The sequence below is a fragment of the Edaphosphingomonas fennica genome (assembly GCF_003034225.1).
Lineage (GTDB): Bacteria > Pseudomonadota > Alphaproteobacteria > Sphingomonadales > Sphingomonadaceae > Sphingomonas_E > Sphingomonas_E fennica.
This window is the reverse complement of the sequence record NZ_PHHF01000048.1, coordinates 1-25,187: the sequence shown is the minus strand read 5'-3', so window position 1 is coordinate 25,187 and position 25,187 is coordinate 1. Positions and strand designations below refer to the sequence as shown.

The following is a 25,187-nucleotide window of genomic DNA, read 5'->3' as shown; positions in this document are numbered from 1 at the left end:
CGCAATGCTGCGACCCATCCTGTTCCTCCACCGCTGGCTGGGCGTGGCGGTGGGGCTGGTGATGACGATCTGGTGCCTGTCCGGCTTCGTCATGCTCTATTGGGACTATCCCCGACTGATGCCCGACGAGCAGATCAGGGGGCTGGCCCCCCTGAACCTGCCGGCGGCGGCGCTGGCCCATGCCGGGCTGCCGGCGGACATGCCGCTTTCCGCCGCACGGGTGGAGATGATGGCGGGCCGGGCGGTGCTGCGCGTCACGCTCGCCATCGATCCCGGCCGGCCGATCGCGCAGATGCGGGCGATGCCGGCCAATATCGACCTTGCGACCGGCCGGCCGATCGATGGCCTTTCCGAAGCGGAGGCGCTGGCGGTGGGCCGATCCTTCGGCCGTCATTGCGGCATTGGCGGCGATGCGCTGGCGGCGGTGCCCACGGGCATGGACCAGTGGACGGTGCAGACCTTTCGCCGCCACCAGCCGATGCACCGCATCGATTATGCCGGCGGCGCCACCGCCTATGTGGCCGCATCGGGCGAGGTGGTGCAGCAGACCAGCCGGGCCGAGCGCTTCTGGGGCTGGCTGGGGGCGGTGCCGCACTGGCTCTACCCGACGCTGTTGCGGCAGGACGGGGCGCTCTGGTCCCAGGTGGTGATCTGGAGCGCGTTCACCGGCTGTTTCCTGACCGTGACGGGCTTGTGGGTGGGCATCGCCCGCCTGCGCCGCAACCGGCGGGGCCGGATCGCATCGCCTTATCGCGGGCTCTGGTGGTGGCATCACATGGCGGGCCTGTTCTTCGGCCTGCTGACGCTGAGCTGGGTGGCGAGCGGGCTGCTTTCGATGAACCCCTGGGGCTTCCTGGAGAGCGAGGCGGGATTTGCCGAGCGCGAGCGGCTGGCCGGGCCGATGCGCTGGGGCGATGTGGCCGCCGCGATCGGCCGGCTGCCCGCCCTGCCGCCGGGCACGGTGCGGCTGGAGGCGGCGCCGCTTGGCGGGCGGACCTACCTGGCCGCCGTCTTCGCCGATGGCCGCCGCATCCGGCTGGGCGACGACGGGCGGCCGGCGCCGCTGGCCCGGGACGAGCTGGCGGCCGCGCTGGCGAACGGGCCGCCGGTGGCCGCGCTGGAGCTGATGCGCGGCGAGGACGATTATTATTACGCCCACAAATATCCCGTGACGCTGCCGGTGTGGCGGGCGGTGCTGGGCGATGCCGGGCGGACGCGGCTCTACATCGATCCCGCCACCGGCCGGCTGATCCGGGCCTTCGACGGCAACAGCCGCGCCTTCCGCTGGCTGATGGACGGCCTCCACAGCCTGGACTTGCCGGCGCTGCGCCTCCGTCCGATCCGCGACATCGTGGTGCTGCCGCTGCTGGCGGCCGTGACCCTCGTCTGCGCCACGGGGACGTGGATGGGCTTCCGCGCGGTGGGCCGCGATTTCCGCAGGGTCCGCAACCGCAGGCGCCGCCAGCGCGGCGCACGCATCATCGCCATCGAGGGAGCAACGCCATGACCAACGCCTCCCCGCCCATCCGGCGGCGGATCACTCTGGTATTCGCGGGGCTGATCGCCGCCAACATCGCCGCCTGGATCTGGGCCTGGGCGGTGTTCGCCGGCAATCCGGTGATGCTGGGCACCGCCTTCCTCGCCTACAGCCTGGGCCTGCGCCATGCCGTGGATGCCGATCATATCGCCGCGATCGACAATGTGACCCGCAAGCTGATGCAGGACGGGCAGCGGCCGGTGGCGGTGGGCCTGTGGTTCGCGATCGGCCATTCGGCGATCGTGCTGATCGCGGCGACCGCCATCGCGATCGCCGCCAGCACGCTTGCCGATTTCGAGGCGCTGGGCGAGACCGGGGGCGTGATCGCCACGATCATATCGGCGGGCTTCCTGTTCGCCATCGCGATCATGAACCTGGTGATCCTGCGCAGCGTGTGGGATCGGTTCCGCCAGGTGCGGAACGGCGGCGCCTATGTGGAGGAGGACCTCGACATGCTGCTGGCCGGACGCGGCCTGCTGGCGCGGATATTCCGCCCGCTGTTCCGCCTCGTCCGCAAGAGCTGGCACATGGCGCCGCTGGGCTTCCTGTTCGGGCTGGGGTTCGATACCGCGACCGAGGTGGCGATACTGGGCCTTTCCGGCGCGCATGCGGCGGACGGCATATCGCTGGGCACGGTGCTGGTGCTGCCGGTGCTGTTCGCGGTCGGCATGGCGCTGATCGACACCGCCGACGGGGCGATCATGCTGGGCGCCTATGAATGGGCGTTCGTGAAGCCGATCCGCAAGCTTTACTACAACATGACGATCACGCTGGTTTCGGCGCTGGTCGCGCTGGTGATCGGCGGCATCCAGACGGCGGCGCTGCTTTCCGAGAAATTCGGGCTGACCGGCACACCCTGGGCGGGGGCCGCGGCGCTTTCCGAACAATTCAACATGCTCGGTTTCCTCATCATCGGCCTGTTCGTGGCCTGCTGGGGCCTGAGCGCGATCATCTATCGCTGGAAGGGCTTCGACGCGATCGAGGCGCAGGCGATCCCCACCCCCTTGCCGGAGACGCAGGCATGAGCAGGATACCCACCACCGTCATCACCGGCTTTCTGGGCGCGGGCAAGACCACGCTGATCCGCCACCTGATCGCCAATGCTGGGGGCCGGCGGCTGGCGCTCGTCATCAACGAGTTCGGCGATGTCGGCGTCGACGGCGATCTGGTGAAGGGCTGCAACGACGCGGCCTGCCCGGAGGAGGATATCGTCGAGCTGGCCAATGGCTGCATCTGCTGCACCGTGGCGGACGATTTCCTGCCGACGATGACCAGGCTGCTCGATCGCCCCAACCCGCCCGAGCATATCATCATCGAGACATCGGGCCTGGCGCTGCCCAAGCCGCTGGTGAAGGCGTTCCAGTGGCCGGACATCCGCACGCGGGCGACGGTGGACGGCGTGATCGCGCTGATCGACGCCGATGCGGTGGCGGCCGGCCGCTTCGCCACCGACGAGGCGGCGCTGGCGGCGGCGCGCGCGGCGGACCCATCGCTCGACCATGACAGCCCGCTGGAGGAATTGTTCGAGGACCAGCTCGCCTGCGCGGACATGGTGGTGCTGAACAAGTGCGACCTCGTCGAGGCCGGCGCGCTGGCCGGGATCGAGGCGGCGCTGGCGGGCGAGACGCGGGCCGGCGTCAGGATCGTGCGCGCCGATCATGGCGTGATCGACGCGGCCGTGCTGCTGGGCATCGGCGCGGGGGCGGAGGACGATCTCGACACGCGCCCCTCCCACCATGACGGCGAGGAGGATCATGACCATGACGATTTCGACAGCTTCGTGGTGCGCGGCGGCGACGTGGCCGATGCCGCGGCGCTGGCGGACCGGTTGGGAACGCTGATCGCCGCGCACGACATATTGCGCGTGAAGGGCATGATCGCCGTGGCCGGCAAGGCGGCGCGGCTGGTGGTGCAGGCGGTGGGGCCGCGCATCCAGCATCATTTCGACCGGGCATGGCATCCGGGCGAGGCGCGGGCGTCGCAACTGGTGGTGATCGGCCAGAAGGGGATGGACCGGGCCGCGATAGAGGCGGGACTGGCCGGGGTGCTCGGTTGATGCACCTGCTTTCCGCCACGCCGGGCACGATATCGAACGGCGACGAGGCGATCGACCTCGATCAGTCGCCTGGCGATATCGTGGTGCTGACAGTGGCGGACAGCGAGCTGGCCTGCTTCGCCCAGGCGGCAGCGCGGCTGGGGGATGGGGGGCCGCGCATCCGCCTCGCCAACCTGCTCCAGCTCAGGCATCCCTATTCGGTCGATCTCTATGTGGAGAAGGTGATCGCGAAGGCGCGGTTCGTCTGCGTCATCCTGCTCGGCGGCAAGAGCTACTGGCCCTATGGCGTCGACGAGATCGCCGCCGTCGCGCGCGAAAGGGGCATCGCCTTCGCGGCGCTTTCCAACGGCAGCGATCCCGATCCGGCGCTGGCGGCGGCATCCACCGTGGCGCCCGATATGCTGGACCGGCTGGCCGAATATCTGCGCGAGGGCGGCGTGGCCAATGCCGCCGCCTTTCTGCGCGCCGCCGCCGGGGCGGGGATCGATGCCGGCATCGCTGACGATCCCGTGCCGGTTGCCGATGCCGGGCTCTACGCGCCGGGGATCGCGCGGCCGACGCTGGACGATATCCGCGCCGGCTGGGTGGCGGGGCGGCCGGTGGCGATGATCGTCTTCTATCGCGCGCTGCTGATCGCCGGCACGCTGGAGGCGGTGGACGCGCTGATCGCCGCCTTCGCCGCGCGGGGGATGAACGTGCTGCCGGTGCATGTCCGCGCGCTGCGGGCGCGCTTCGCCGTCCAGTGGCTGGGCGGGCTGCTGGCGGAGATCGCGCCGGACGTGATCGTCAACACCACGTCCTTCGCGGCGTCCGCGCCGGGCGAAACCCGCGTGCCCGCCGTGCTGGAGGCGGCCGACTGCCCGATATTGCAGGCGGTGTTCGCGGGCGTGGAGGAAAGCGCCTGGGCGGAAAGCCCGCGCGGGCTGGGGCCGCGCGACCTGGCGATGAACATCGCCCTGCCCGAGGTGGACGGGCGGATCATCACCCGCGCCATCGCCTTCAAGGCGGCCGCCCGGTTCGACGCGCGCACCGAATGCGCGATCGTGGTGCCGCGCGTGGCGCCGGGGCGGGCGGCGTTCGTCGCCGATCTGGCGGCCAATTGGGCGCGGCTCCGGCGGACGCCGCCGGGCGCGCGGCGGATCGCGCTGGTGCTTGCCAACTATCCCAATCGCGACGGCCGGATCGGCAATGGCGTGGGGCTGGATACGCCGGCCAGCGCGGCGGCGATCCTGACGGCGCTGGGTGAGGCCGGCCATGCGATCGGCGACGCGCCCACCGATGGCGCCTCGCTGATGCGGCTGATGCTGGCGGGCGTGACGAACGATCCCCATTCGCCCGAAAGGGGTGGGCCTGGGCGGGGCGGGGGCGTGGCGCTGCCCCTGGAGGATTATGCCGCCGCCTTCGCCCGCCTGCCGGAATCGGTGCGGGCGGCCGTGGCCGGGCGATGGGGGAAGCCCGAAGGCGATCCCTTCGTGCGGGACGGCGCGTTCCGGCTGCCGATCCACCGCTTCGGCAATGTCGCGGTCGCGGTGCAGCCGGCGCGGGGCTATAATATCGATCCCAAGACCAGCTATCACGATCCCGCGCTGGTGCCGCCGCACGGCTATTTCGCCTTCCATGCCTGGCTGGATCGCCATTTCGGCGCGCAGGCGCTGGTGCATGTGGGCAAGCATGGCAATCTGGAATGGCTGCCCGGCAAGGCGGTGGCGCTGGATGAAACCTGCTTTCCCGAGGCGTGCGCCGGGCCGGTGCCGCAGATCTATCCCTTCATCGTCAACGATCCGGGCGAGGGCACGCAGGCGAAGCGGCGGATCGGCGCGGTGATCCTCGACCATCTGACACCGCCCCTGACCCGCGCCGAAAGCCACGGGCCGCTGAAGCAGCTGGAGGCGCTGGTCGACGAATATTATCTGGCCGCCGGCATGGACCCGCGCCGGATCGAGCGGTTGCGCGGCGAGATCATCGACCTTGCCCGATCGCAGGGGCTGGACGTGGATGCCGGCGCGGCGGGCGACGACGAGGACGCGCTGGCCGCGATCGACAATTATCTGTGCGAACTGAAGGAGATGCAGATCCGGGACGGGCTGCATATCTTCACCCGATCGCCGGAGGGGCGGCTGCGCACCGATCTGCTGGTGGCGCTGGCGCGGGGGCCGCGGGGTTATGACCGCCCAGGCCAGGCATCGCTGATCCGCGCGCTGGCGGACGATCTGGGGCTGGGCTTCGACCCGCTCGACTGCCGGCTGGGCGATCGCTGGACGGGCGCGCGGCCGGGCCTGCTGGAGGAGATGACGGTCGACCCGTGGCGGACGGCGGGCGACACGGTGGAGCGGCTGGAGATGCTGGCGGTGGCCGTGGTGGAGGGCGCGGCGTTGCCGCCCGGCGGAGCATCGGCCGCGGTATTGAGCGAAGTGCGGGACATGCTTGGCCCGCGCGTGGATGCCTGTGGGCCGGCCGAGAAGGCGGCGCTGCTGGCGGCGGTCGGCGGGCGTTTCGTGCCGCCGGGGCCTTCCGGCGCGCCGACGCGGGGCCGGCCGGACGTGCTGCCGACGGGGCGCAACTTCTATTCGGTCGACAGCCGCGCCGTGCCGACGCCCGCCGCCTGGGAGCTGGGCCGGCGTTCGGCCGAGCTGCTGATGGCCGATTATCTGCAGCGCGAGGGCGAATATCCCCGCGCCATGGCGATATCCGCCTGGGGCACGGCCAATATGCGCACCGGCGGCGACGATATCGCCCAGGCGCTGGCGCTGATGGGGGTGCGGCCGAAATGGGATTGGGCATCGGGCCGGGTGATCGGGTTCGAGGCGATGGCGCTGGCGGAGCTGGGCCGCCCGCGCGTGGACGTGACCTTCCGCATATCGGGCTTCTTCCGCGATGCCTTTCCCGAGCAGATCGACCTGATCGACAGCGCCGCCCGGCTGGTGATGGGGCTGGACGAGCCGGCGGAGGACAATCCCGCCGCCCAGCGCCATCGCGCCGAGATGGCCGCACTGATCGACCGGGGAGCGGACCCGGCCACCGCCGCGCGCCGCGCCGGCCATCGCGTGTTCGGCGCGAAGCCGGGGGCCTATGGCGCCGGCCTGCAGGCGATGATCGACGAACGGCTGTGGCACGACCGCGCCGATCTGGCTGCCGTCTATCTCGACTGGGGCGGCCATGCCTATGGCGGCGGCGTGGAGGGGGAGGAGGCGCGGGGTCTTTTCGCCGCGCGGCTGGCGGAGGCCGACGCCCTCGTCCAGAACCAGGACAATCGCGAGCACGACCTGCTCGACAGCGATGATTATTACCAGTTCGAAGGCGGCATCGCCGCCGCCGTCGAGCATCTTTCCGGCCGCCGGCCCTTATCCTACCATAATGACCATAGCCACCCGGAAACGCCCCGCACGCGCACGCTGGAGGATGAGATCGGCCGCGTGGTCCGCGCGCGGCTGACCAACCCCAAGTGGATCGCGGGCGTGATGCGGCACGGCTATAAGGGCGCGTTCGAGATCGCGGCCTCGATCGACTATCTGTTCGCCTTCGCCGCGACCACCCATGCCGTGCGCGACCATCATTTCGACGCCGTCCACGCCGCCTTCATCGAGGACGAGGCCGTGCGTGCCTTCATGGCGGAAGCCAATCCGGCGGCGCTGCGCGAAACCGCGTCCCGGCTGGCCGAGGCGCTGGATCGCGGCCTGTGGAAACCGAAATCGAACAGCGCGGCCATGCTGCTGGCGCAAATTCAGGAGTGACGAGCCATGGAACGATCGGACGAGCGCCATAACGAGAAGATGAAGAAGAAGCAGGCCGCGCATGAGAAGATCATGGCCAACAAGACCCGCGAGCAGGGCCTGCTGATCGTCCACACGGGCAAAGGCAAGGGCAAGACCACGGCGGCCCTGGGCATGGTGGTGCGCGCGATCGGCCATGGCATGAAGGTGGGCGTCGTCCAGTTCGTGAAGGGCGCGATGGCGACGGGCGAGAAGGCGGTGTTCGATGCCTTCCCCGATCGCGTGGAATTCCGTCCGATGGGCGAAGGCTTCACCTGGAACACGCAGGACCGCGCGCGCGACATCGCGGTGGCCCGGCAGGCATGGGAGGAGGTGAAGCGGATGATCGCCGATCCAGCCTATCAGATGGTTCTGGCGGACGAGCTGAACATCGTGCTGCGCTACGACTATCTGCCGCTGGAGGAGGTGCTGGAAGTGCTCGCCGCCAAGCCGGAGATGAAGCATGTCATCGTCACCGGCCGCAACGCGCCCGAGCCGCTGATGGAGGCGGCCGACCTCGTGACCGAGATGGCGCTGGTGAAGCATCCCTTCCGCAGCGGCGTGAAGGCGCAGCCGGGCATCGAGTTCTAGGACCAATCGACATTCAGCCCTGACGGCCTGCAAATGGCGGTTTCCTGCGTTTCCGGTGCTCACCTACTTTGAGCAGGCTGCGCTCCGGGTCACAGAAAACCACCATTTTCGTCGCGCCATCATCTGAATGTCGATTGGTCCTAGAGGGATTTCCGGGCAGGCGGGATTACCTGCCGGATCGGACATCGCCGTAATGAGCGGAGGGCTGGGACGACAATTGCCGCGACAGGCTTTCGGCGGCGAGGACGTAGGCGGGGCCGCCGCACACCGTCCAGGCCATGGGCAGCTGGACGCGCGGGATGGCGGCGAGCGCGGGGTGATGGAGCATTTCGGTGCCGAGATCGGTTGCAGCGCCATCGCCATCGACGATCAGATAATCGGGGCGGGCGGCGACCATTTCCTCGACCGAAAGCTGCGAGAGGGCGGGGCGGCCGAGCCTGCCGGCGAGATTGACCGCGCCGGCGCGCATCATCAGATCGTCGATCAGCGTGCCGCTGCCGGTGAGATAGCCGCGCCGCTGATAATAAGCCGCGACCGGGGCGCCCGGCGCCGGCCGCAGACGGGCGAGCGCCTGATCCATCCGGCGGATGAGCGCCTCGCCCCGTTCGGGATGGCCGATGGCGCCTGCCACCTGCCGCACCTGCGATACGATATCCGCATAGCTTTGGGCGGACGGCAGCGAGAGGATGGGGAGGTTGCGGGCCTTGAGGATGGCCACCGTTTCCCGTCGCCGCGAAGGGCTGGCGATCACCAGATCGGGCTGGAGGGCGAGAACTTCCTCCGCCGATCCGGTCGACTGGCGGATATCGCCGACCTTGCCGGCCGCGGCCGACATGGCGGGATCGCGCGCAAACTGGGTGAGGGACGCGATCTGGCCGGGATCGGCGAGCGCCAGCAGATATTGATCGGCGCAGAGATTGAGCGAGACGATGCGCCGCGGCGGCGCCGCGCCGGCCGGCACAGCCCCCAGGCCGATTGCGCCCGCCAGCAGAACCAGCGCCTTGGACAGCATATGCATCGGCTGCCCATAGGGTGATTTCCGGCGGGAGGGAATCGGATCAGGCTGCCGGGTTCAGGTGAGGATTTCTTCGCGTAACCGCACACTACCCCTTGAATATCCGCCTCAGCCGCCCGGCATCGCCCGATCGATGATCGACCGCGCATCGATGGCGGCATCGAAGGCGCCGTAGGCCATGCCGCGCGGGTGCAGGCGGAGGCGGCAGAAGGCGTCCGCCACCGGGCTGCCGCGACCGATCAGCAATGCGGCCTGGGCGGCAAGCGCCAGGCGCTCCACCTGCAGCCGCGCCCCGGCTTCGTCGAGCCCGGAAAAGGCGATGCCGTCGATCCAGCGATCATAAGCGGCGTCGTGGCCGCGGGCGGCGTGGAGGAAGGCGTGCAGCGCCTCCACGCTTTCCGGCTCGCGGGCGATGGCGCGCAGCACATCGAGCGCGATGACGTTGCCCGATCCTTCCCAGATCGCGTTGAGCGGGGATTGGCGGAAGAGGCGGGGCATCGGCCCGGTTTCGACATAGCCGGCGCCGCCATGGCATTCCATCGCCTCATAGACGAAGCCCGGCGCGCGCTTGCAGATCCAATATTTGGCGATGGGGGTGAGCAGGCGGGCGAGGGGATCGTCCGCATCGAAGGCCGCGGCGAGGCGGAAGGCGAGCGCGGTCGCGGCCTCGCTCTCCACCGCGAGATCGGCCAGCACGGCCGCCATGGCCGGCTGATCGATCAGCCGGCGCTGGAAGGCGGAACGATGGGCGCAGTGCCAGAGCGCATGAGCGAGAGCGCTGCGCATCTGGAGCGTGGAGCCGACCACGCAATCGAGGCGGGTGTGCTGCACCATGCGGATGATGGTGGCCACGCCGCGCCCTTCCAGCCCGATCCGCCGGGCGAGCGCGCCATGATATTCGATTTCCGACGAGGCGTTGGAGCGATCGCCCAGCTTGTCCTTGAGGCGCATCACCCGGAATCCGGCGTTGCGCGCGCCATCCGGCAGCCAGCGCGGCATCAGGAAGCAGGTGAGGCCGCCGCCTTCCACCTGCGCCAATGTGAGGAAGGCATCGCACATCGGCGCCGAGCAGAACCATTTATGGCCGGTGAGCCGATACCAGCCATCCTCGCCCGCAGCCTCCGCGCGGGTGGCGTTGGCCCGCACGTCCGATCCGCCCTGCTTCTCCGTCATCGCCATGCCGATGGTGATGCCCGCCTTTTCCGGCGCGGGGCGTGAGGCGGGGTCATAGCGGCCGGCGAGGATGCGCGGCACCCATTCGGCCGCGACGTCGGGTTCGGCCATGAACGCGGGGACGGCGGCGTAGGTCATCGTCATCGGGCAGCTCGTGCCCGAATCCGCCTGGCCGGTGAGGAACAGGATCGCGGCATGGGCGACATGGCCGGCGGGCGTGCCGTCCCACGCGACGGAACAGAGGCCGCTTTCGATGCCGAGCGCCATAAGCTGATGATAAGCGGGGTGGAAACGCACCTCGTCGATCCGCCGGCCGTAGCGATCGAAGCCTTCCAGCACGGGCGGATTGCGATTGGCCTCGACACCCCAGTCGATCACCTCCGCCGAGCCGACGCGTCGGCCGAGGGCGCCAAGCCGATCGAAATGCCGGGTGCCGCCCGCATCCGCCACGGCTTCGGCAAGCGCGCGATCGCCGCTGAACAGGTCCACATCCTCGAATGGCGGCGGCTGGTTGAACACATCATGGGTATCGAGCTCGGCGATCGGGCGGAGGATCGGCATGGCGCGGCGCGTCCCTTGGCTGTGGTGGCGGCTGGCCCATCGATAGCCCGATATCCGGCGCAGGCCGAATCCGGGACGATTGATGGCCGGGGAGCGGGCGGTTAGGCATGGCGGGCCGCGACCGGGCGGCGGGCAGAGGATGGCGGACGGCGCATGGCATCGGAGTTCGAAGCGGCATATCGGGAAAAACTGCTGAGCGCCGAGGCGGCCGCCGCCCTGATCCCTTCCGGCGCGAAGCTGGCGATGGGCATGGGCGTATCCCAGCCGCCGGCGCTGCTGGCGGCGCTCGCCCGGCGGGCGGAGCAGGGGCTGGTGGGCGATATCCGCCTCTATTACCTGCTGTCGACCGCGATCGCCGGGGAGACCGTGCTGCGCGAGGAACTGGCCGATCGCATCCAGCCCTACAGCCTGTTCCACGGGCCGGTGGAGCGCGCGATCGACAGGCGCGCGGCCGAGGCCGGACGGCGCGGCGTGCGCTTCATCCCGACGAGCTTCCAGCAGGTGCCGCGCCTGATGTGCGACGAGGTGGGCGTGGACAGCCTGGTCTGCACCGTTTCGCCGATGGATGCGGAAGGCTGGTTCAGCTTCGGCACCAACACCGATTATGCCAAGCCTGTCGCGGATCGGGTGGGGCGCGTGATCGTCGAGGTCAATCCGCACATGCCGCGCACCTTCGGCGATTCGCGGCTGCATGTTTCGCAGGTGGCGGCGATCGTCGAGCATGCGGCGCCGCTGATCGAGGCGCCGCCCGCCGCGCTGCGGCCCGAGGACCGGGCGATCGGCGCGCTGATCGCCGGGCTGGTGGAGGATGGGACGACGCTGCAGCTCGGCATCGGCGCGGTGCCGGATGCGGTGTGCGAGGCGCTGGCCGGGCATCGCGACCTGGGGCTGCATACCGAGATGCTGACGCCGGGGCCGGTGGAGCTGATGCGCAGGGGCGCGATCACCAACGCGCGCAAGACGCTGCATCCCGGCAAGGGCATCTTCACCTTCTCCATGGGCGACCGGACGACCTACGACTTCATCGACGGCAATCCCGATCTGGAAGCCTATCCCGTAAGCTATGTGAACGATCCGGCGGTGATCGCGCGCAATGCGAAGATGGTCTCGATCAACGCGACGCTGCAGGTGGACCTGACGGGGGCCTGCTGTTCGGAATTTCTCGACGGGCGGCAATATACGGCGGCCGGCGGGCAGCTGGATTTCGTGCGCGGGGCATCGGCCTCGCCGGGCGGGCGATCGATCATCGCCTGCCATGCGACGGCGGCCAGGGGCACGGCATCCCGCATCGTGCCGCGGCTGGACGGGCCGGTGACGACACCGCGCAACGACGTGCACCATATCGTGACCGAACATGGCGTGGCCAATCTGCGCGGGCTGACCAGCGAGGAGCGGGCCTGTGCCCTGATCGCGATCGCGGCGCCGCAATTCCGTGAGGAGCTGGCCCGCGCGGCGCGGGAACAGGGGCTGATATTCGGCTGATCGCCGGGCCGCTTTGCGGTGGCTTTCCGATCGGGGACCGATCGAAGGCTTTCGCCGGAAAGCTGGTGCGGACGGCGGGACTCGAACCCGCACTTTCACGAAGAAAAGCAGATTTTCGCACCACTTCGGCTTTCGCCGCCGGCAGACCCTGGAGGCCGAGCCGTTCGTGGTCCGGACTGTCCCTTCGCCATGGCCCCTTGCAGGAAGCCGAAGGCGCCGCCCGTCCAGTCTCTACACCTTCCCTTCCCGCCGGGGCGGGGAGGGCTTGGCTCGGGATCGGCATGGCAGGCATGGGCCGGCCGTAGCTTTCCCCGAATTTGAGCGGTTCTACGCCATGGGTTTCCCCATGGGCACTCAATTTGTTTAAGTCTGCTGCGTCTACCGATTTCGCCACGTCCGCGGCTTGCGCCCAAAGGCCGCAAGCCGCGTTTGCGGTCAAGCCGGAATTTGCACGCGCCTACACATTGAGGCGCGCGCGCATCTCCTTGCCCGGCTTGAAATAGGGCACGCGCTTGGCATCCACCTTCACCGATTCCCCGGTGCGGGGGTTGCGGCCGGTGCGAGCAACGCGCGCGCGCGTGGAAAAGGCACCGAAGCCGCGCAGCTCGACGCGCCCGTCTTCCTTCAGTCGTTCAGCGATCTCCTCGAAGAAGATGCTGACTATCCGTTCGACTTCCGCAGCCGAAAGACCCGGATTATCCTTAGAGAGTAATTGTACGAGTTCCGATCTGATCATTGGCCTCCCCCCAAGTTGATGCCCACGGACCGTCCGCGCCGCGAATACGCCGCCGTTTCGTTTTTCGGCCGGAGACCCCCACGGTCCCATGCCTTCGAAACGATCGCCGCACCCGCAACGGTCCGGCGGCCTTTCGGTTGCCGGACTCCGGCATTATGCAGCAAAACGAAGAGGAAAGCGACGGTCCTTTGTATGGATCGATCGCTTGTCGCCACCAGGGGCCGGACTGCGGGAAAGGGAAGCGGGATGAGGATGGGCTTTCGGAAATCACTGGCGGCGGGGATCGCCGCGACCCTGTCGATCCCGGCCTTTGCCGCGCCTTTGCCGCGGCCGCCGGCCTTCGCGATGTGCGCCGCCTGCCACAAGACCCAGCCCGGCGCATCATCGCCGATGGGGCCGAACCTGTGGGGCGTGGGCGGAAGAAAGCCCGCTAGCCTTACGGGTTACACCTTTTCCCCCGCCCTGCAGAAGCTGCAGCAGCCGTGGACGCGCGCGACGCTGATCGCCTTCATCACCGATCCGCGCAAGATCGCGCCCGGCAACCGGATGGCCTATGCGGGCCAGAAGGACCCGGCGGTCGCCGCCGCGCTCGCGGATTATATGCTGTCGCTGAAATAGGCGCACGCGCCGGCGCCGCGCCCGCTCTTCCTGCTGCCGGACCAAGAAAAAGGGCGCGGACCTTGCGATCCGCGCCCTCTTTTCGTTCGCCCGTGAAGGCGGAGCGATTATTCGCCGCGCGCCTTGTTCAGCGCCGCGCCGAGGATGTCGCCCAGCGACGCGCCGGAGTCGGACGAGCCATACTGCGCCACGGCCTGCTTCTCCTCGGCGATCTGCATCGCCTTGATCGAGAAGGTCGGCTTCTTCGAACGATCGAAGCCGGTGACCATCGCGTCGAACTTCTGGCCGACCTGGAAGCGCTCCGGACGCTGCTCGTCGCGGTCGCGGCCGAGATCGCCGCGCTTGATGAAGCCGACCGCGCCGTCGTCGCCGGCCTGCACGTCGAGGCCCGCATCGCCGACCGAGAGGACGGTGACGGTGATGATCGCGTTCTTGTTGAGCTTGTCGCCGCCGGTGGCCACGACGCCGCCGCGCTCAAGCTGCTTCATGCCGAGCGAGATGCGCTCCTTCTCCGGATCGATGTCGAGCACGACGGCCTGCACCGTCTCGCCCTTGTGATGCAGAGCCAGGGCTTCCTCGCCCGAAACGCCCCAGGCGATGTCCGACATGTGGACCATGCCGTCCACGTCGCCATCCAGGCCGATGAACAGGCCGAATTCGGTGGCGTTCTTGACTTCGCCCTCGACGGTCGAGCCGACCGGGTGCTTCTCGGCGAAGGCTTCCCACGGATTGCTGATCGCCTGCTTCAGGCCCAGCGAGATGCGGCGCTTGTCGGCGTCGACCTCAAGGATGACCACGTCCACTTCCTGGCTGGTGGAGACGATCTTGCCCGGATGGACGTTCTTCTTGGTCCAGCTCATTTCGGAGACGTGGACGAGGCCCTCGATGCCCGGCTCCAGTTCGACGAAGGCACCATATTCGGTGATGTTGGTCACGCGGCCGGTGAACTTCGCGCCGATCGGATACTTGGCGGCGGCGCCTTCCCACGGATCGCTCTCGAGCTGCTTCATGCCGAGCGAGATGCGCTGGGTTTCGCGGTTGATGCGGATGATCTGGACACGGACGGTATCGCCGATGTTGATCATCTCGCTCGGGTGGCCGACGCGCTTGTAGCTGAGGTCGGTGACGTGGAGCAGGCCGTCGATGCCGCCCAGATCCACGAAGGCGCCGTAATCGGTGATGTTCTTGACGACACCCTCGATCACCTGGCCTTCATGCAGCGACTGGATCAGGCCCGTGCGCTGTTCGGCGCGGGTCTCTTCCAGCACGGCGCGGCGCGACACGACGATGTTGCCGCGGCGGCGATCCATCTTGAGGATCTGGAAGGGCTGCGGAATGTCCATCAGCGGGGTGACGTCGCGCACGGGGCGGATATCGACCTGGCTGCCCGGCAGGAAGGCCACGGCGCCGTTGAGGTCGACGGTGAAGCCGCCCTTGACGCGGCCGAAGATGACGCCGTCGACGCGGGCGCCCTGGCCGAATTCGGTCTCGAGCTTGTCCCACGCGGCTTCGCGGCGGGCGCGATCGCGCGACAGCATCGCTTCGCCCATCGAATTCTCGACGCGGTCGACATAGACCTCGACTTCGTCACCGACCTTGAGATCGGCCTTCTGGCCCGGCGCCGGCGCGAATTCGCGCAGCGCGACTCGACCTTCCGACTTCAGACCGACGTCGATGACGGCCATGTCGTTTTCGATCGCGGTGACGGTGCCCTTGACGACGCGGCCCTCGAAGCCCTGCTCGTCGCCGAGCGTCTGGTTGAGGAGCGCCGCGAAATCATCGCGGGTGGGGTTTGCCGTAGTGGCCATGTGTATGTGTTTCCTGACTGACGGTTTCCGGCCATCCGGTTGATTCCGGAGGTCTTTTGGCCGAACCGCCGCACGAGCCCCATGCCCGTGCAGCATCTTTCCGACGCTTCTTCCGCGAAAAGCCGAAAGCGCGCAGAAAGGCCCCGGCGTCGTTCCGCCAGTGCCCCATGCGCGCTCTACCGGGTGGCCGCGCGGCCGATCCCGAGCCGGTCTTCCACGAGCGAAATCGCCCGATCGACGGCTGCGTCTATATCCATATAGCTCGTGTCCAGCAAGGCGGCATCGTCCGCCGGGCGGAGCGGCGCGGCGGCGCGGGTGCTGTCCCGAAGATCGCGCGCGCGGATATCGGCGAGCACCCTGTCGAAGCTGATATCGTCATGCCCCAGCCGGACCAGCTCGTCATGCCGGCGGCGCGCGCGGACATGGGGCGTGGCCTTCACGAACAGCTTGGCATCGGCATCGGGCGCGATGACCGTGCCGATATCCCGCCCGTCCAGCACCGCGCCGCCGGGCTGGGCGGCGAAGGCGCGCTGCCGGGCGACGAGCGCCGCGCGCACCGCCGGAATGGCCGAAACGCGCGAGGCGGCGGCGCCGGCAATCTCCGTCTTCAGCTCGGGATCGGCGAGGAGGGCGTCGTCGAAAGCGCAGGCGGCGAGCGCATCCGCCTCATTCTCCGGATCGCCGCCGTCGCGCAGCACCTGCACGCCGACCGCGCGGTAAAGCAGCCCGGTATCGAGGCAGGGGAGGCCGAAATGCGCGGCGAGCGCGCGGGCGATGGTGCCCTTGCCCGATGCGGCGGGTCCGTCGACGGCGATGATCATTTCGGGTCGTGCCCCGCGAGCCAGGCGGAGAGCGCGGCATTATAGACTTCCGGCTGGTCGGACTGGGTGCGGTGCGCGGCACCGGCGATGATCTCCAGCCGGGCGCCGGGGGTTTCCGCGGTGAAGCGGCGCGCGGTTTCGGGCGTCACCTCATCCGAATCGCCGATCAGGAAGAGGGTGGGCGCGGCGACGCGCTTCAGCAGCGGCTCGCCATCATAATCCTTGAGCGTGCCGGTCGCGCGGAATTCGTTGGGTCCCCACATGTGATTGTAGAGATTGGCCGCGAGCTTCAGCCCGTGCGCCTGCTCATAGTCGATCGCCCATTGCGGGGCCGGGCGCAGCCGCCAGAAACGGGCATAGAAGGCATCGACCGCGGCGGTGCAGGCGGCGACAGGGGGCGGGCTGGCGCCTTCGCAGGCGGTGAGCGCGGCCTGCACGTCCGCCGGCAGCTTCGCGCGGAGCGTCGCCGCATCCGCCATCCAGGCGCGGGTGGAGATGAGCGGCCCCTGAAGGACCAGGCTAACCAGCGCCTCCGGTTGCCGTGCCGCATATTCCAGCGCGACCGTGCCCCCCCAGCTATGCCCCAGCACATGCCAGCGATCGACGCCCAGCGCGGCGCGGATCGCCTCCAGCTCCTCCACGAAGCGGGGAACGCGCCAGTTGGCGGGATCGCCCGGCTTTTCGGAAAGCCCGCAATCGAGCTGGTCGTAAAGGATCACCGCGCGATCCCGCGCCAGCGGCAGGGCCGGCAGGAAGGCGCCGTGCGAGCCGCCGGGGCCGCCATGGACCATCACGACCGGGGGGCGGGGCCCCGCCAGATCGCCGTTGATCCGCACGTAAGCGCGGCCGCCGGGAACGGGGACCATCAATTCCCGATCGGGCGCGAGGCGCGGCGCGGTTTCGGCAAGCGCGGCTGCCGGGGAGAGCAAGGTGGCGCCGGCCATGGCCAGCGTTGTCCGGCGATCCATTTCCATATCCCGGTTCAATCGCGCTGGGCGGGCCGAATCTCGGCACCCAGACGGGCTAGCATGGCGGCAAAGCCGGGGAAACTGGTGGCGACGGGGGCCATATCGTCGATGACGACGGGCTTGCGCGCGACCAGCCCGGCCACGGCGAAGCTCATGGCGATGCGGTGATCGAGATGGGCGGCGACGGTGGCGCCGCCGGCAAGCGGATCGCCGCCGGTGCCGTCGACGATCAGCCCGTCCTCCAGCTCCTCCACCCGCGCGCCGATCGCGGCGAGCCCTTCGGCCATCACCCGGATGCGATCCGATTCCTTGACGCGCAGCTCCTCCAGCCCGCGCATCACCGTGCGGCCCCGGGCGAGGGCGGCGGCCACGAACAGCACCGGGAACTCGTCCACCATGCTCGGCACGACATCGGGCGGGACGTCGATCCCCGAAAGCGCGGAGTGGCGGACGACGAGATCGGCCACCGGCTCGCCGCCGACGGTGCGCTCATTGGTGAAGGCGATGTCGCCGCCCATGGCGCGAAGCACCTGATAGAGGCCGGCGCGGGTGGGGTTGAGGCCCACATTCTCCACCGTCACCACCGATCCCGGCACCAGCAGCGCTGCGACCACGGGGAAGGCGGCGGAGGAAGGATCGCCCGGCACGGTGATCGCCTGCGGCTTCAGCTCCGCCTCGCCCCGGATGGAGATGATGCGGGCGCCCTGGCCGTCCTCCTCCACCGAAAGATCGGCGCCGAAGCCGCGCAGCATGCGCTCGCTATGGTCGCGGGTCGGCACCGGCTCGATCACGCGGGTTTCGCCGGGCGTGTTGAGGCCGGCGAGCAATATGGCCGACTTCACCTGCGCCGATGCCACCGGCAGGCGATATTCGATCGGCACCGCCGGGCAGATGCCGCGCACCATCAGCGGCAGGCACTGGCTCCCCCCGGCGCCGGGGCTGGCGGTGAATTCCGCGCCCATCAGCCCCAGCGGATCGGTGACGCGGCCCATCGGCCGCTTCGACAGCGAGGCATCGCCGATGAAGGTGGCGCTGATCGGGTGGCTGGCGACGAGGCCCAGCAGCAGCCGGGTGGACGTGCCGGAATTGCCCATGTCCAGGGCCTCGCGCGGCTGGAGCAGCCCGCCCACGCCGACGCCGTGGATGCGCCAGCGGCCGTCCTCGCCCCGTGCGATATCGGCGCCCATCGCCCGCATCGCGGCGGCGGTGGCGATCACGTCCTCGCCCTCCAGCAGCCCTTCCACCACGCTTTCGCCCACGGCCAGCGCGGAAAGCATCAGCGAACGGTGCGAGATCGATTTGTCCCCCGGCACGCGGACGGCGCCGGCAAGCGGCCCCGGCGCGTGGAAGGATGCGGATGCGGGCGGAACGGAAGGGGAGGAGGCGTTCATCGGACGCGGCTTTTGACAGCGGCTCCCCGCTATGGCAAGGCGCCCGGCGTTTCGCTCGCGTGCCGGTGGCGCGGGGGTGTTTATCCAATTCCTTTCCGTGGAGTCTCATAGCCGTGGTGAAACCTGAATGGGGCACCAAGCGGACCTGCCCGAAATGCGGCACCCGCTTCTACGATCTTGGCAAGGAAGATCCCGTCACCTGCATCGAATGCGGGACGGCGTGGGAACCCGATCCCATCCTGAAGTCCAAGCAGCCGCTGCCGTTCGATGCGCCCAAGAAGGCGGATGATCCCGAGAAGGTCGATGCCGACCTGTCCGAAGAGGATCTGGATATCGACGAGGATGCCGAGCCGAGCCCCGACGACGACGTCGATCTGGGCGGCGACGACGATATCGGCGTCGCAACGGGTGGCGACGACGACGAAAATTAAAAAATGCGATTTTCGTAAAAAAAGCATCTTGCAGGGGGAGGCGAGCCCGCTTAGAGGAGCGCCTCCCCGCCGGGCCCAACCGGCGGATGAATTGAGATGGGGCCGTAGCTCAGCTGGGAGAGCGTCGCAATGGCATTGCGAAGGTCAGGGGTTCGATCCCCCTCGGCTCCACCATTTCAAAGCCCGGCTTGCCGGGCTTTTTTCATGCCCAGGCGGCGGGCTTGGCCGCTGATATAATCACATTGGCATCATGCGGTATCGTAGGCAGGCGGTCATATGCCTGTATGTCCGCCGCCAATATCTTTCCACACCGGCGATAAATTCCCGGAGATACTCCGGTCGCAGGTGGCGGCAGTTCTTCACGCCGGCGCCGATCGCCGCGCGCTTCAACCCCGACCTTTAGGTATAGTATCGGCAGATGGTCACCGCCGAAAAACCTGCCATGGTCGCCGTCGCTGCGGTCATGCGAAAGCTCATCGTTACAGCCAACGCTCTGCTCAAAGCAGATCGCCTCTGGCGGTTGATCATTGCGGATGCTCCAGCCGCCCGCGCATCGGTGCGATCCGTCCATGTCCGGAATGGTCGGATCGCGGCCTGGTTCAAGCCTGGCGGGTCAGAAGGCGGGAAGCACGGCTCCCTGATATTTGGAGGCGAGATAGGCTTTCACGTCGTCGCTTCTGAGGGCCGCGATCAGCTTGACGACGCGCGGGTCCTTGCTGCTGCCTGGGCGGCCGACGACGAAGTTCACGTAAGGCGATTTGCCATCCTCGATCGCCAGCGCGTCCCGGACGGGATTGAGCTTGGCATCGAGAGCGTAATTGGTGTTGATCAGCGCCAGATCCACCTCGCCGAGCATTCGGGGCAATGTTGCGGATTCCAGTTCGCGGAAGCGGAGGTTGCGTGGATTCTCGATCACGTCGCGGACGGTTGAAAGCGGATTGTCCGCCTGTTTCAGGCGGATCAGCCCGGCCTTCTGCAGGAGGAGCAGCGCGCGTCCGCCATTGCTCGCTTCATTGGGGATGGCGACGGTCGCGCCCGACGGCAATTGTGCGAGGTCCCGCCATTTCCGGGAATAGGCGCCCAGCGGCTCGATATGGATGCCGGCAATGGGTTCGAGCTTGGTATGCCGCGCCGCGTTGAATTCGTCGAGGTAGGGCTTGGTCTGGAAATAGTTGACGTCGATCTGCCCCTGATCGACCTGGAGGTTGGGCTGGACATAGTCGTTGAAGACCCGGATCTGGAGCTTGAGACCCTGCTTCTCCAGCGTGGGGCGCACATGCTCCAGAATCTCGGCATGCGGGACCGCCGTCGCCGCGATACTGAGCGTTCCGGGGTCGGACGGCTTGGCCCCCCCGCAGGCGGCGAGCAGCAGCACGGACATGAGCGCGACAAGCGATCGACGCATCGAACAAACTCCCTCAGCGATGGTCCACGGCCCCGGCGAGCCGATCGCCGGCAAATTGGATAAGCTGGACAAGGACGATCAACAGCGCAACGGTCACCAGCATGACGTCCCCCTGGAACCGCTGATAGCCGTAGCGGATCGCCAGATCTCCCAGTCCGCCGGCTCCCACCACGCCTGCCATGGCGGTGAAGGAAACGAGCGCGATGGCGGTAATCGTCGCGCCGGATACGATGCCGGGCAGCGCCTCGGGCACCAGGACCTTGGTGATGATCTGGATGCGGGTTGCCCCCATCGCCTGGACGGCCTCGATCGTGGAGCGCGGAATCTCCCGCAAGGCAGACTCGACGAGCCGGGCGTAGAAGGGCGCCGCGCCTGCGACCAGCGGCGGGATGGCTCCCGCGACGCCGAGCGATGTCCCGACGAGGGCCAATGTAAGGGGGATCATCATGATCAGCAGGATCACGAAGGGGATCGAACGCAGGATGTTGACGGAAAAGCCGAGCAGCCGGTTCACCGCGATATTCTGGCTGATCTGGCCACGGTCGGTCAGGAACAGCAGGACGCCGAGGGGGATGCCCAGCATCACGGTCAGGGCGAAGGAGCCGCCCAGCATGAGAAGCGTATCGAATGTCGCCTGGGCGATATCGGCCCAGACGATATTATGGAAGAAGTCGATCATTTCCGCTCATCCCCGAGCAAAGCCAGCGTCGCCTGCCGCGTGGATGCGGTGAAGACCGTCTCGACCGGCCCCACTTCGACCAGATGCCCGTGGTCCAGCACGGCGACGTGGCTACAGATGGCCCGGATCACTTCCATCTCATGGGTAATGAGGACGATGGTCAGGCCCATTTCACGGCTGAGATCCGCCAGCAGCGCCAGCACCGATCGCGTGGTTTCCGGGTCGAGCGCGCTCGTCGCCTCATCGCACAGCAGGATCTCCGGCCGGGTCGCGAGCGCGCGCGCGATGCCGACGCGCTGGCGCTGCCCTCCCGAAAGTTCGGCGGGATAGCTGGATGCCTTGTCAGCAATGCCGACACGCTCCAGAAGCTCGGCGACACGGGCCTCGCGGTCCGATCGCGCCACCCCATCCAGTTCGAGGGGAAGGGCAACATTCGCCGCGATCGTCCGATTGGCCAGCAACCCGAACGACTGGAAGATCATGCCGATACGCCGACGCAGCTTCCTCAATCCGCTTTCGCTCAGGCGCGAGACCAAGGCCCCGTCGACAAGGACATTGCCCTCGCTCGGATGCTCCAGCCCGTTGATGAGGCGCAGCAGCGTGGATTTGCCCGCGCCGGACCGGCCAATGATGCCGAAGATCGCGCCACGGGGAATTTCGAGGTCGATCGCGCTCAAGGCGGCGGTGCCGTCGCCAAATCGTTTCGCGACATTTTCGAGGCGGATCATATCGTACCCATTACCTGCGCGGCGAAGCGTTCCATCTCCTCGGCCTGGGGGCTCATCTGGAGAAGCAGCAGATCGACACCCGCATGTTCATATTCGGCGATCCGTTCCCTGATCTGCTCCGGGGTTCCGACCAGATTGGGGCGTAGGCCGCGATTGGAGACCGCATATTCCCTGAGCTTCAGATCCCTCTCCAATTGCGTGCCCGACAGCCACTGGTCGAAATTGGCGTAGCCGGCGGGCAAGCTGCCCATGCTCGTGATGCGTTCCAGCTCGCGCAGGGCTTCCGCCTCGCTGTCCCGAACGATGGCGTAGGCCGCCATACCGAACTTCATCGGCGTGCCGCCGATCTTCGCGCGACGCGCGCGCATGTCCGCGATCTTGGGGACGATCGTGGATACCGGATCGCCATGCATGACATAGGCGTGGCATTGTCGCGCAATCATCGTCTTGGCGCGATCGCTTTCGCCCCCTGCATATATTGTCGGCCTGCCCAACGGCTTGGGCATGCAGATGGCGTTCTCCATGCGATAGTGGCTGCCCTCGAAGCTGAAGCGATCCTCGGTCCAAAGCCCTTCCACGACCGTGAGCCATTCTTCGGTGCGGGCATAGCGATCGTCATGCTCGTCGAACTGCAGGCCATATTGGCGCGCCTCGTCCGCCCACCATGACGACACGACATTGAGCGCCAGCCGCCCGCCCGAGATATGATCGATATTGGCCGCGGCTTTCGCGAAAAGCGCCGGATGGTGAAAATTGGGGCGGACCGCGACCATCAGCTCGATACGCTCGGTTACCGCGGCAAGAGCTGCCGCCGTCGACCATGCATCGAGCGCGGGTTGTTCGATACCCTTGATATCGTTGAGATTGAGTTCGGCGATCAACGCAAGATCATAGCCCCAGCGTTCGGATGCCTGCGTCAAGCGGCGGCAATAATCCCAGCTGGCCTCCATCCCTTCATCGGGAATATTGCGAAGCCAGCCGCCGAAGACGGGTATCCAGTAGCCATAGCGCATCAGCGGGATTCCGCGATCCAGGCCTCGAGCCTGTCGACGAGCTTCTCGTGCGGGTCCCAGCCCAGCACATCCAGCGGCTTCGCAACGAAATTGGACAGCGCGTTGATATCGTAGAAACGCGGCGTCCCGTCGCGATCGTCGATCATCACCTCGACCCCGCCGACATCCAGATGCGCCGCGCGGGCAATGGCTTCGGCGGCGGCGCGCAGCGGTTCGGCGGGCTCGACCGCATTCATCCGGATCGCGCCATCGGGGCGCTGGCAGGCATCCGCCGGGCAAAGATCGAAAGCACCGGCGCCGGCAATGTCGAGGGCATAGAGATAGATCGGTCCAGCGTCTCGATCCGCATGATCCTGCCATCGCGCGCAGGCACATAGTCCTGCACCAGAAGCGTCCCGTCGATGCTGCCGGGAAGCGTCCGGTCCGCAATGGCCGCGCGGAGAGCGTCCCGATCGTCGAAGCGCGCGATTCCCGCCCCGGCTCCGCCGATATTGGCCTTCACCACGAGGGGAAACCCAATCGCTTCCGCCGCTTGCGCCACGTCAGCGACGCGATGAACGACGCGCGTGCGGGGGATGGCCAGCCCGAGCGATGCGATCAGTGAGAGCTGGCGCGCCTTGGATGTATCGACCGCCAGGGCGGCGGTGCCATTGAGCACGCGAGCGCCGGCCCTTTCCCAGGCGTCGAACAATGCCAATCCCCAGAAGATCGGCTGCTCCGCGCTGCGGAGAATGGCGGACATCGCGATTCTGTTCAGCACGACCCGCGACGGCGCCGGGCAGGTGGGGTCGAAGCTCCCGCCCGCGCGCATCGCCGAATAAGGGAGGCCGCGCCGCTGCAGGGCCGCGAAAAGCGGCTCGAACCATTGGTCATGTTCGTAAACGATGGTGAGGTCGGTCATGCAGTCGTCGATGCGGGCTTGGCTGCCTGGCCGGACAGCGGTGGGAATGCCATGCGAAACTGGCCTCATTGGGTGGAGGAGCCGCACCTATTTTCAATCATATTGGTAGGCAATCAAGAAATTCTATCGCCCTCCGTCGCGGGTGAGGGTCCCATCCTCCGATAGAGTGCCTGAAGTGAATCCGCGCCATCTGGCGCATCAGGTAGAGCAAAAGGGCGAAACCGGTGGTGGCTTCATGGGAAATCAGCGCTCGAGTGACCCACGGGCTTGGCCATCAGCGCTGCACATGGCGAGCCGGGCTGGCCCAGGCGCCGGCCCGAGGGCGAAAGTGGCCTCCCGACCCGCATCCGCGGGCCATCACCAATTGATTCTGACGCCGATCTTGCCCTGCCAGGCATGGCTGTCGCCATCGAAGGCGGATTCGTAGCTGCCCTGGCCGAAGATGGTGAGCTTCGGATCGACGAGCAGGCTGGTGCCGAGGCCGATCTGCCACCAGGTGACGGGCGGATCGGACCGGAAGGGAACAAAGCCATCGGCAGACGAGAATTCGGTTTTCGAATTGCCGAGGAACTCGTGCCAGATATTGCCCCGCAGCCAGCCTTGCAGATCGCCCGAATTGGCGAGCCGGAGGCCGATCCGCCCGGTAAGGGAATCGAGATCGTGGAAGCGGACGTGGGCGCCGGGATCATCGAAGCTGTCGATGCTGAGCGCCTGATAGATGAGCTGGGCCTGGGGCTCGAGCCGCCAATCCTCATCAAAGCGGATGGGATAGCCGCCCTCGAGCGACGCGGCGAAGCCGAAGCCGTCGGTCTTGATGGCGGGCAGGCGCAATGACCGCAGCTTCATATTGTACCAGGTCGCTTGGACGACGGCATCGAGATAGGCGCCGTCGGGCTCGAAGTGCGTCCAGTAGGCGCCGATGGAATAGTTGGTCATCTTCACCTTGCCGGCGCGGAACCGCTGTTCGAGCAGGTTGTGATCGACATCGGCATCCATGGTTCCATAGGTGGCGAGGATGCCGGCATGATCGCGATCGGCCTCGGTGCCGTCGTCGCGTTTCTGCTGTTCGCGATAGACGTCGAAGCCGATCTGGAAGGCGGCAAGATCGGACTTGTAGGACGGTCCGTCGCCATAGACGCCGAGCGGATCGCCATCGGACTTGCCATGGCGCAGGATCACCCGGCCCCAGAGGCCGTTGGCCCATTTATCGGAATCGGCGAGCGCGGGATTGCCGCGGATCTGCTCTTCCTCGCCGACGCGTTCATGCAGCGTGTCGAGAATCTGTCGTCCGTAAATCGCCATCATCGCCGGTGCCGCGGCGTAGACCGAGGTTTCCTGCCGATAGTGCGGTGTCGGCGTTGGGGTCGGGGTGGGTGTCGGTGTGGGGGTTGGCGTCGGCGTGGGCGTTGGAGTGGGCGTCGGCGTCGGCGTCGGGGGCGGGCAGGGTTGATCCGGATCGGTGCACGGCGGTGGAGGTGGCGTCGGAGTGGGTGTCGGCGTCGGAGTGGGTGTCGGCGTCGGGGT

The 25,187-nt window shown here is 67.7% G+C and carries 22 protein-coding genes and 1 tRNA gene; 9 read left to right on the top strand and 14 right to left on the bottom strand.

The window, feature by feature from the left end:
- Positions 1-4 precede the first annotated feature (4 nt).
- From CV103_RS11685 to cobO, 5 genes are read left to right on the top strand one after another with little or no spacing between them, the layout of a single operon-like run.
- The gene (locus CV103_RS11685) at positions 5-1,507 is read left to right on the top strand and encodes a PepSY domain-containing protein (protein WP_107395019.1); all 1,503 of its coding nucleotides are present in this window, start codon (positions 5-7) and stop codon (positions 1,505-1,507) included.
- Positions 1,504-2,562 carry a HoxN/HupN/NixA family nickel/cobalt transporter gene (locus CV103_RS11680; protein ID WP_107395018.1) on the top strand — a complete coding sequence of 353 codons (1,059 nt, stop codon included), beginning with the start codon at positions 1,504-1,506 and terminating at the stop codon, positions 2,560-2,562. Before CV103_RS11685 ends, CV103_RS11680 begins: the two co-directional genes overlap by 4 nt.
- Positions 2,559-3,593: a cobalamin biosynthesis protein CobW gene (gene cobW / locus CV103_RS11675; RefSeq protein ID WP_107395017.1), complete on the top strand. Its 1,035-nt coding sequence runs from the start codon at positions 2,559-2,561 to the stop codon at positions 3,591-3,593. The genes CV103_RS11680 and cobW overlap by 4 nt, the downstream gene beginning before the upstream one ends.
- Positions 3,593-7,324, top strand: coding sequence for a cobaltochelatase subunit CobN (gene cobN, locus CV103_RS11670; RefSeq protein ID WP_107395016.1), 3,732 nt, complete (start codon positions 3,593-3,595; stop codon positions 7,322-7,324). The genes cobW and cobN overlap by 1 nt, the downstream gene beginning before the upstream one ends.
- Before the next feature lie 6 nt (positions 7,325-7,330).
- The gene (cobO, locus tag CV103_RS11665) at positions 7,331-7,933 is read left to right on the top strand and encodes a cob(I)yrinic acid a,c-diamide adenosyltransferase (protein WP_015459809.1); all 603 of its coding nucleotides are present in this window, start codon (positions 7,331-7,333) and stop codon (positions 7,931-7,933) included.
- Between the two features lie 166 nt (positions 7,934-8,099).
- On the opposite strand, the gene CV103_RS11660 is transcribed toward cobO, so the two are convergent.
- Complete coding sequence (locus CV103_RS11660) at positions 8,100-8,951, bottom strand: ABC transporter substrate-binding protein (protein WP_107395015.1); 852 nt, start codon at positions 8,949-8,951, stop codon at positions 8,100-8,102.
- Positions 8,952-9,056: 105 nt separating this feature from the next.
- On the bottom strand, positions 9,057-10,682 hold the full coding sequence (locus CV103_RS11655; protein ID WP_107395014.1) for an acyl-CoA dehydrogenase family protein: 1,626 nt from the start codon (positions 10,680-10,682) through the stop codon (positions 9,057-9,059).
- A gap of 153 nt (positions 10,683-10,835) precedes the next feature.
- On the opposite strand from CV103_RS11655, the gene CV103_RS11650 reads away from it, so the two are divergent.
- Positions 10,836-12,164 carry an acetyl-CoA hydrolase/transferase family protein gene (locus CV103_RS11650; RefSeq protein WP_107395013.1) on the top strand — a complete coding sequence of 443 codons (1,329 nt, stop codon included), beginning with the start codon at positions 10,836-10,838 and terminating at the stop codon, positions 12,162-12,164.
- Between the two features lie 457 nt (positions 12,165-12,621).
- On the opposite strand, the gene CV103_RS11645 is transcribed toward CV103_RS11650, so the two are convergent.
- Complete coding sequence (locus CV103_RS11645; protein WP_015459813.1) at positions 12,622-12,900, bottom strand: integration host factor subunit beta; 279 nt, start codon at positions 12,898-12,900, stop codon at positions 12,622-12,624.
- 246 nt (positions 12,901-13,146) lie between these two features.
- Here CV103_RS11645 and CV103_RS11640 point away from each other — a divergent pair, with 246 nt between their 5' ends.
- A complete protein-coding gene (locus CV103_RS11640) occupies positions 13,147-13,518 on the top strand; it encodes a c-type cytochrome (RefSeq protein ID WP_236626799.1) in 372 nt (123 codons plus the stop codon).
- 107 nt (positions 13,519-13,625) lie between these two features.
- On the opposite strand, the gene rpsA is transcribed toward CV103_RS11640, so the two are convergent.
- The 4 genes from rpsA to aroA all read right to left on the bottom strand — a co-directional run bounded on the left by rpsA (position 13,626) and on the right by aroA (position 18,506).
- Positions 13,626-15,326 (bottom strand): 30S ribosomal protein S1, encoded by a 1,701-nt coding sequence (gene rpsA, locus CV103_RS11635; protein ID WP_107395012.1) that lies wholly within the window; start codon positions 15,324-15,326, stop codon positions 13,626-13,628.
- Between the two features lie 176 nt (positions 15,327-15,502).
- A complete protein-coding gene (cmk, locus tag CV103_RS11630) occupies positions 15,503-16,147 on the bottom strand; it encodes a (d)CMP kinase (protein WP_070933126.1) in 645 nt (214 codons plus the stop codon).
- The gene (locus CV103_RS11625; RefSeq protein ID WP_245896786.1) at positions 16,144-17,115 is read right to left on the bottom strand and encodes a proline iminopeptidase-family hydrolase; all 972 of its coding nucleotides are present in this window, start codon (positions 17,113-17,115) and stop codon (positions 16,144-16,146) included. Before CV103_RS11625 ends, cmk begins: the two co-directional genes overlap by 4 nt.
- 14 nt (positions 17,116-17,129) lie before the next feature.
- The gene (aroA, locus tag CV103_RS11620) at positions 17,130-18,506 is read right to left on the bottom strand and encodes a 3-phosphoshikimate 1-carboxyvinyltransferase (RefSeq protein WP_107395010.1); all 1,377 of its coding nucleotides are present in this window, start codon (positions 18,504-18,506) and stop codon (positions 17,130-17,132) included.
- A gap of 113 nt (positions 18,507-18,619) precedes the next feature.
- Here aroA and CV103_RS11615 point away from each other — a divergent pair, with 113 nt between their 5' ends.
- Together CV103_RS11615 and CV103_RS11610 are read left to right on the top strand one after the other, a co-directional pair.
- A complete protein-coding gene (locus tag CV103_RS11615) occupies positions 18,620-18,937 on the top strand; it encodes a TIGR02300 family protein (RefSeq protein WP_015459819.1) in 318 nt (105 codons plus the stop codon).
- Positions 18,938-19,035: 98 nt separating this feature from the next.
- Positions 19,036-19,111, top strand: a tRNA-Ala gene (locus CV103_RS11610).
- A 439-nt stretch (positions 19,112-19,550) separates the two neighbouring features.
- Here the strand turns inward: CV103_RS11610 and CV103_RS11605 are convergent.
- From CV103_RS11605 to CV103_RS11580, 7 genes are all read right to left on the bottom strand, one after another.
- Positions 19,551-20,342, bottom strand: coding sequence for a MetQ/NlpA family ABC transporter substrate-binding protein (locus CV103_RS11605; RefSeq protein WP_107395009.1), 792 nt, complete (start codon positions 20,340-20,342; stop codon positions 19,551-19,553).
- Positions 20,343-20,355: 13 nt separating this feature from the next.
- Complete coding sequence (locus tag CV103_RS11600) at positions 20,356-21,021, bottom strand: methionine ABC transporter permease (protein ID WP_107395008.1); 666 nt, start codon at positions 21,019-21,021, stop codon at positions 20,356-20,358.
- Positions 21,018-21,749: a methionine ABC transporter ATP-binding protein gene (locus tag CV103_RS11595; RefSeq protein ID WP_070933133.1), complete on the bottom strand. Its 732-nt coding sequence runs from the start codon at positions 21,747-21,749 to the stop codon at positions 21,018-21,020. Before CV103_RS11595 ends, CV103_RS11600 begins: the two co-directional genes overlap by 4 nt.
- Positions 21,746-22,762: an LLM class flavin-dependent oxidoreductase gene (locus CV103_RS11590; RefSeq protein WP_107395007.1), complete on the bottom strand. Its 1,017-nt coding sequence runs from the start codon at positions 22,760-22,762 to the stop codon at positions 21,746-21,748. Before CV103_RS11590 ends, CV103_RS11595 begins: the two co-directional genes overlap by 4 nt.
- Positions 22,762-22,998, bottom strand: a complete 237-nt coding sequence (locus CV103_RS22865) for a hypothetical protein (RefSeq protein WP_245896784.1) — start codon at positions 22,996-22,998, stop codon at positions 22,762-22,764. Before CV103_RS22865 ends, CV103_RS11590 begins: the two co-directional genes overlap by 1 nt.
- Entirely contained in the window at positions 22,995-23,663 is a 669-nt protein-coding gene (locus tag CV103_RS11585) for an ATP-grasp domain-containing protein (RefSeq protein WP_245896783.1), read from the bottom strand. Before CV103_RS11585 ends, CV103_RS22865 begins: the two co-directional genes overlap by 4 nt.
- Before the next feature lie 357 nt (positions 23,664-24,020).
- Positions 24,021-25,187 (bottom strand): autotransporter family protein (locus tag CV103_RS11580; protein ID WP_146163417.1); only part of this gene is annotated, 1,167 nt, incomplete at its 5' end.

Bases quoted from the DNA above. Each gene is read 5' to 3' on its own strand.
- CV103_RS11685 (WP_107395019.1), top strand. From the start codon at position 5: ATGCTGCGACCCATCCTGTTCCTCCACCGCTGGCTGGGCGTGGCGGTG.
- CV103_RS11680 (WP_107395018.1), top strand. From the start codon at position 1,504: ATGACCAACGCCTCCCCGCCCATCCGGCGGCGGATCACTCTGGTATTC.
- cobW (WP_107395017.1), top strand. From the start codon at position 2,559: ATGAGCAGGATACCCACCACCGTCATCACCGGCTTTCTGGGCGCGGGC.
- cobN (WP_107395016.1), top strand. From the start codon at position 3,593: ATGCACCTGCTTTCCGCCACGCCGGGCACGATATCGAACGGCGACGAG.
- cobO (WP_015459809.1), top strand. From the start codon at position 7,331: ATGGAACGATCGGACGAGCGCCATAACGAGAAGATGAAGAAGAAGCAG.
- CV103_RS11660 (WP_107395015.1), bottom strand. From the start codon at position 8,951: ATGCATATGCTGTCCAAGGCGCTGGTTCTGCTGGCGGGCGCAATCGGC.
- CV103_RS11655 (WP_107395014.1), bottom strand. From the start codon at position 10,682: ATGCCGATCCTCCGCCCGATCGCCGAGCTCGATACCCATGATGTGTTC.
- CV103_RS11650 (WP_107395013.1), top strand. From the start codon at position 10,836: ATGGCATCGGAGTTCGAAGCGGCATATCGGGAAAAACTGCTGAGCGCC.
- CV103_RS11645 (WP_015459813.1), bottom strand. From the start codon at position 12,900: ATGATCAGATCGGAACTCGTACAATTACTCTCTAAGGATAATCCGGGT.
- CV103_RS11640 (WP_236626799.1), top strand. From the start codon at position 13,147: ATGAGGATGGGCTTTCGGAAATCACTGGCGGCGGGGATCGCCGCGACC.
- rpsA (WP_107395012.1), bottom strand. From the start codon at position 15,326: ATGGCCACTACGGCAAACCCCACCCGCGATGATTTCGCGGCGCTCCTC.
- cmk (WP_070933126.1), bottom strand. From the start codon at position 16,147: ATGATCATCGCCGTCGACGGACCCGCCGCATCGGGCAAGGGCACCATC.
- CV103_RS11625 (WP_245896786.1), bottom strand. From the start codon at position 17,115: ATGGATCGCCGGACAACGCTGGCCATGGCCGGCGCCACCTTGCTCTCC.
- aroA (WP_107395010.1), bottom strand. From the start codon at position 18,506: ATGAACGCCTCCTCCCCTTCCGTTCCGCCCGCATCCGCATCCTTCCAC.
- CV103_RS11605 (WP_107395009.1), bottom strand. From the start codon at position 20,342: ATGCGTCGATCGCTTGTCGCGCTCATGTCCGTGCTGCTGCTCGCCGCC.
- CV103_RS11600 (WP_107395008.1), bottom strand. From the start codon at position 21,021: ATGATCGACTTCTTCCATAATATCGTCTGGGCCGATATCGCCCAGGCG.
- CV103_RS11595 (WP_070933133.1), bottom strand. From the start codon at position 21,749: ATGATCCGCCTCGAAAATGTCGCGAAACGATTTGGCGACGGCACCGCC.
- CV103_RS11590 (WP_107395007.1), bottom strand. From the start codon at position 22,762: ATGCGCTATGGCTACTGGATACCCGTCTTCGGCGGCTGGCTTCGCAAT.
- CV103_RS22865 (WP_245896784.1), bottom strand. From the start codon at position 22,998: ATGAATGCGGTCGAGCCCGCCGAACCGCTGCGCGCCGCCGCCGAAGCC.
- CV103_RS11585 (WP_245896783.1), bottom strand. From the start codon at position 23,663: ATGACCGACCTCACCATCGTTTACGAACATGACCAATGGTTCGAGCCG.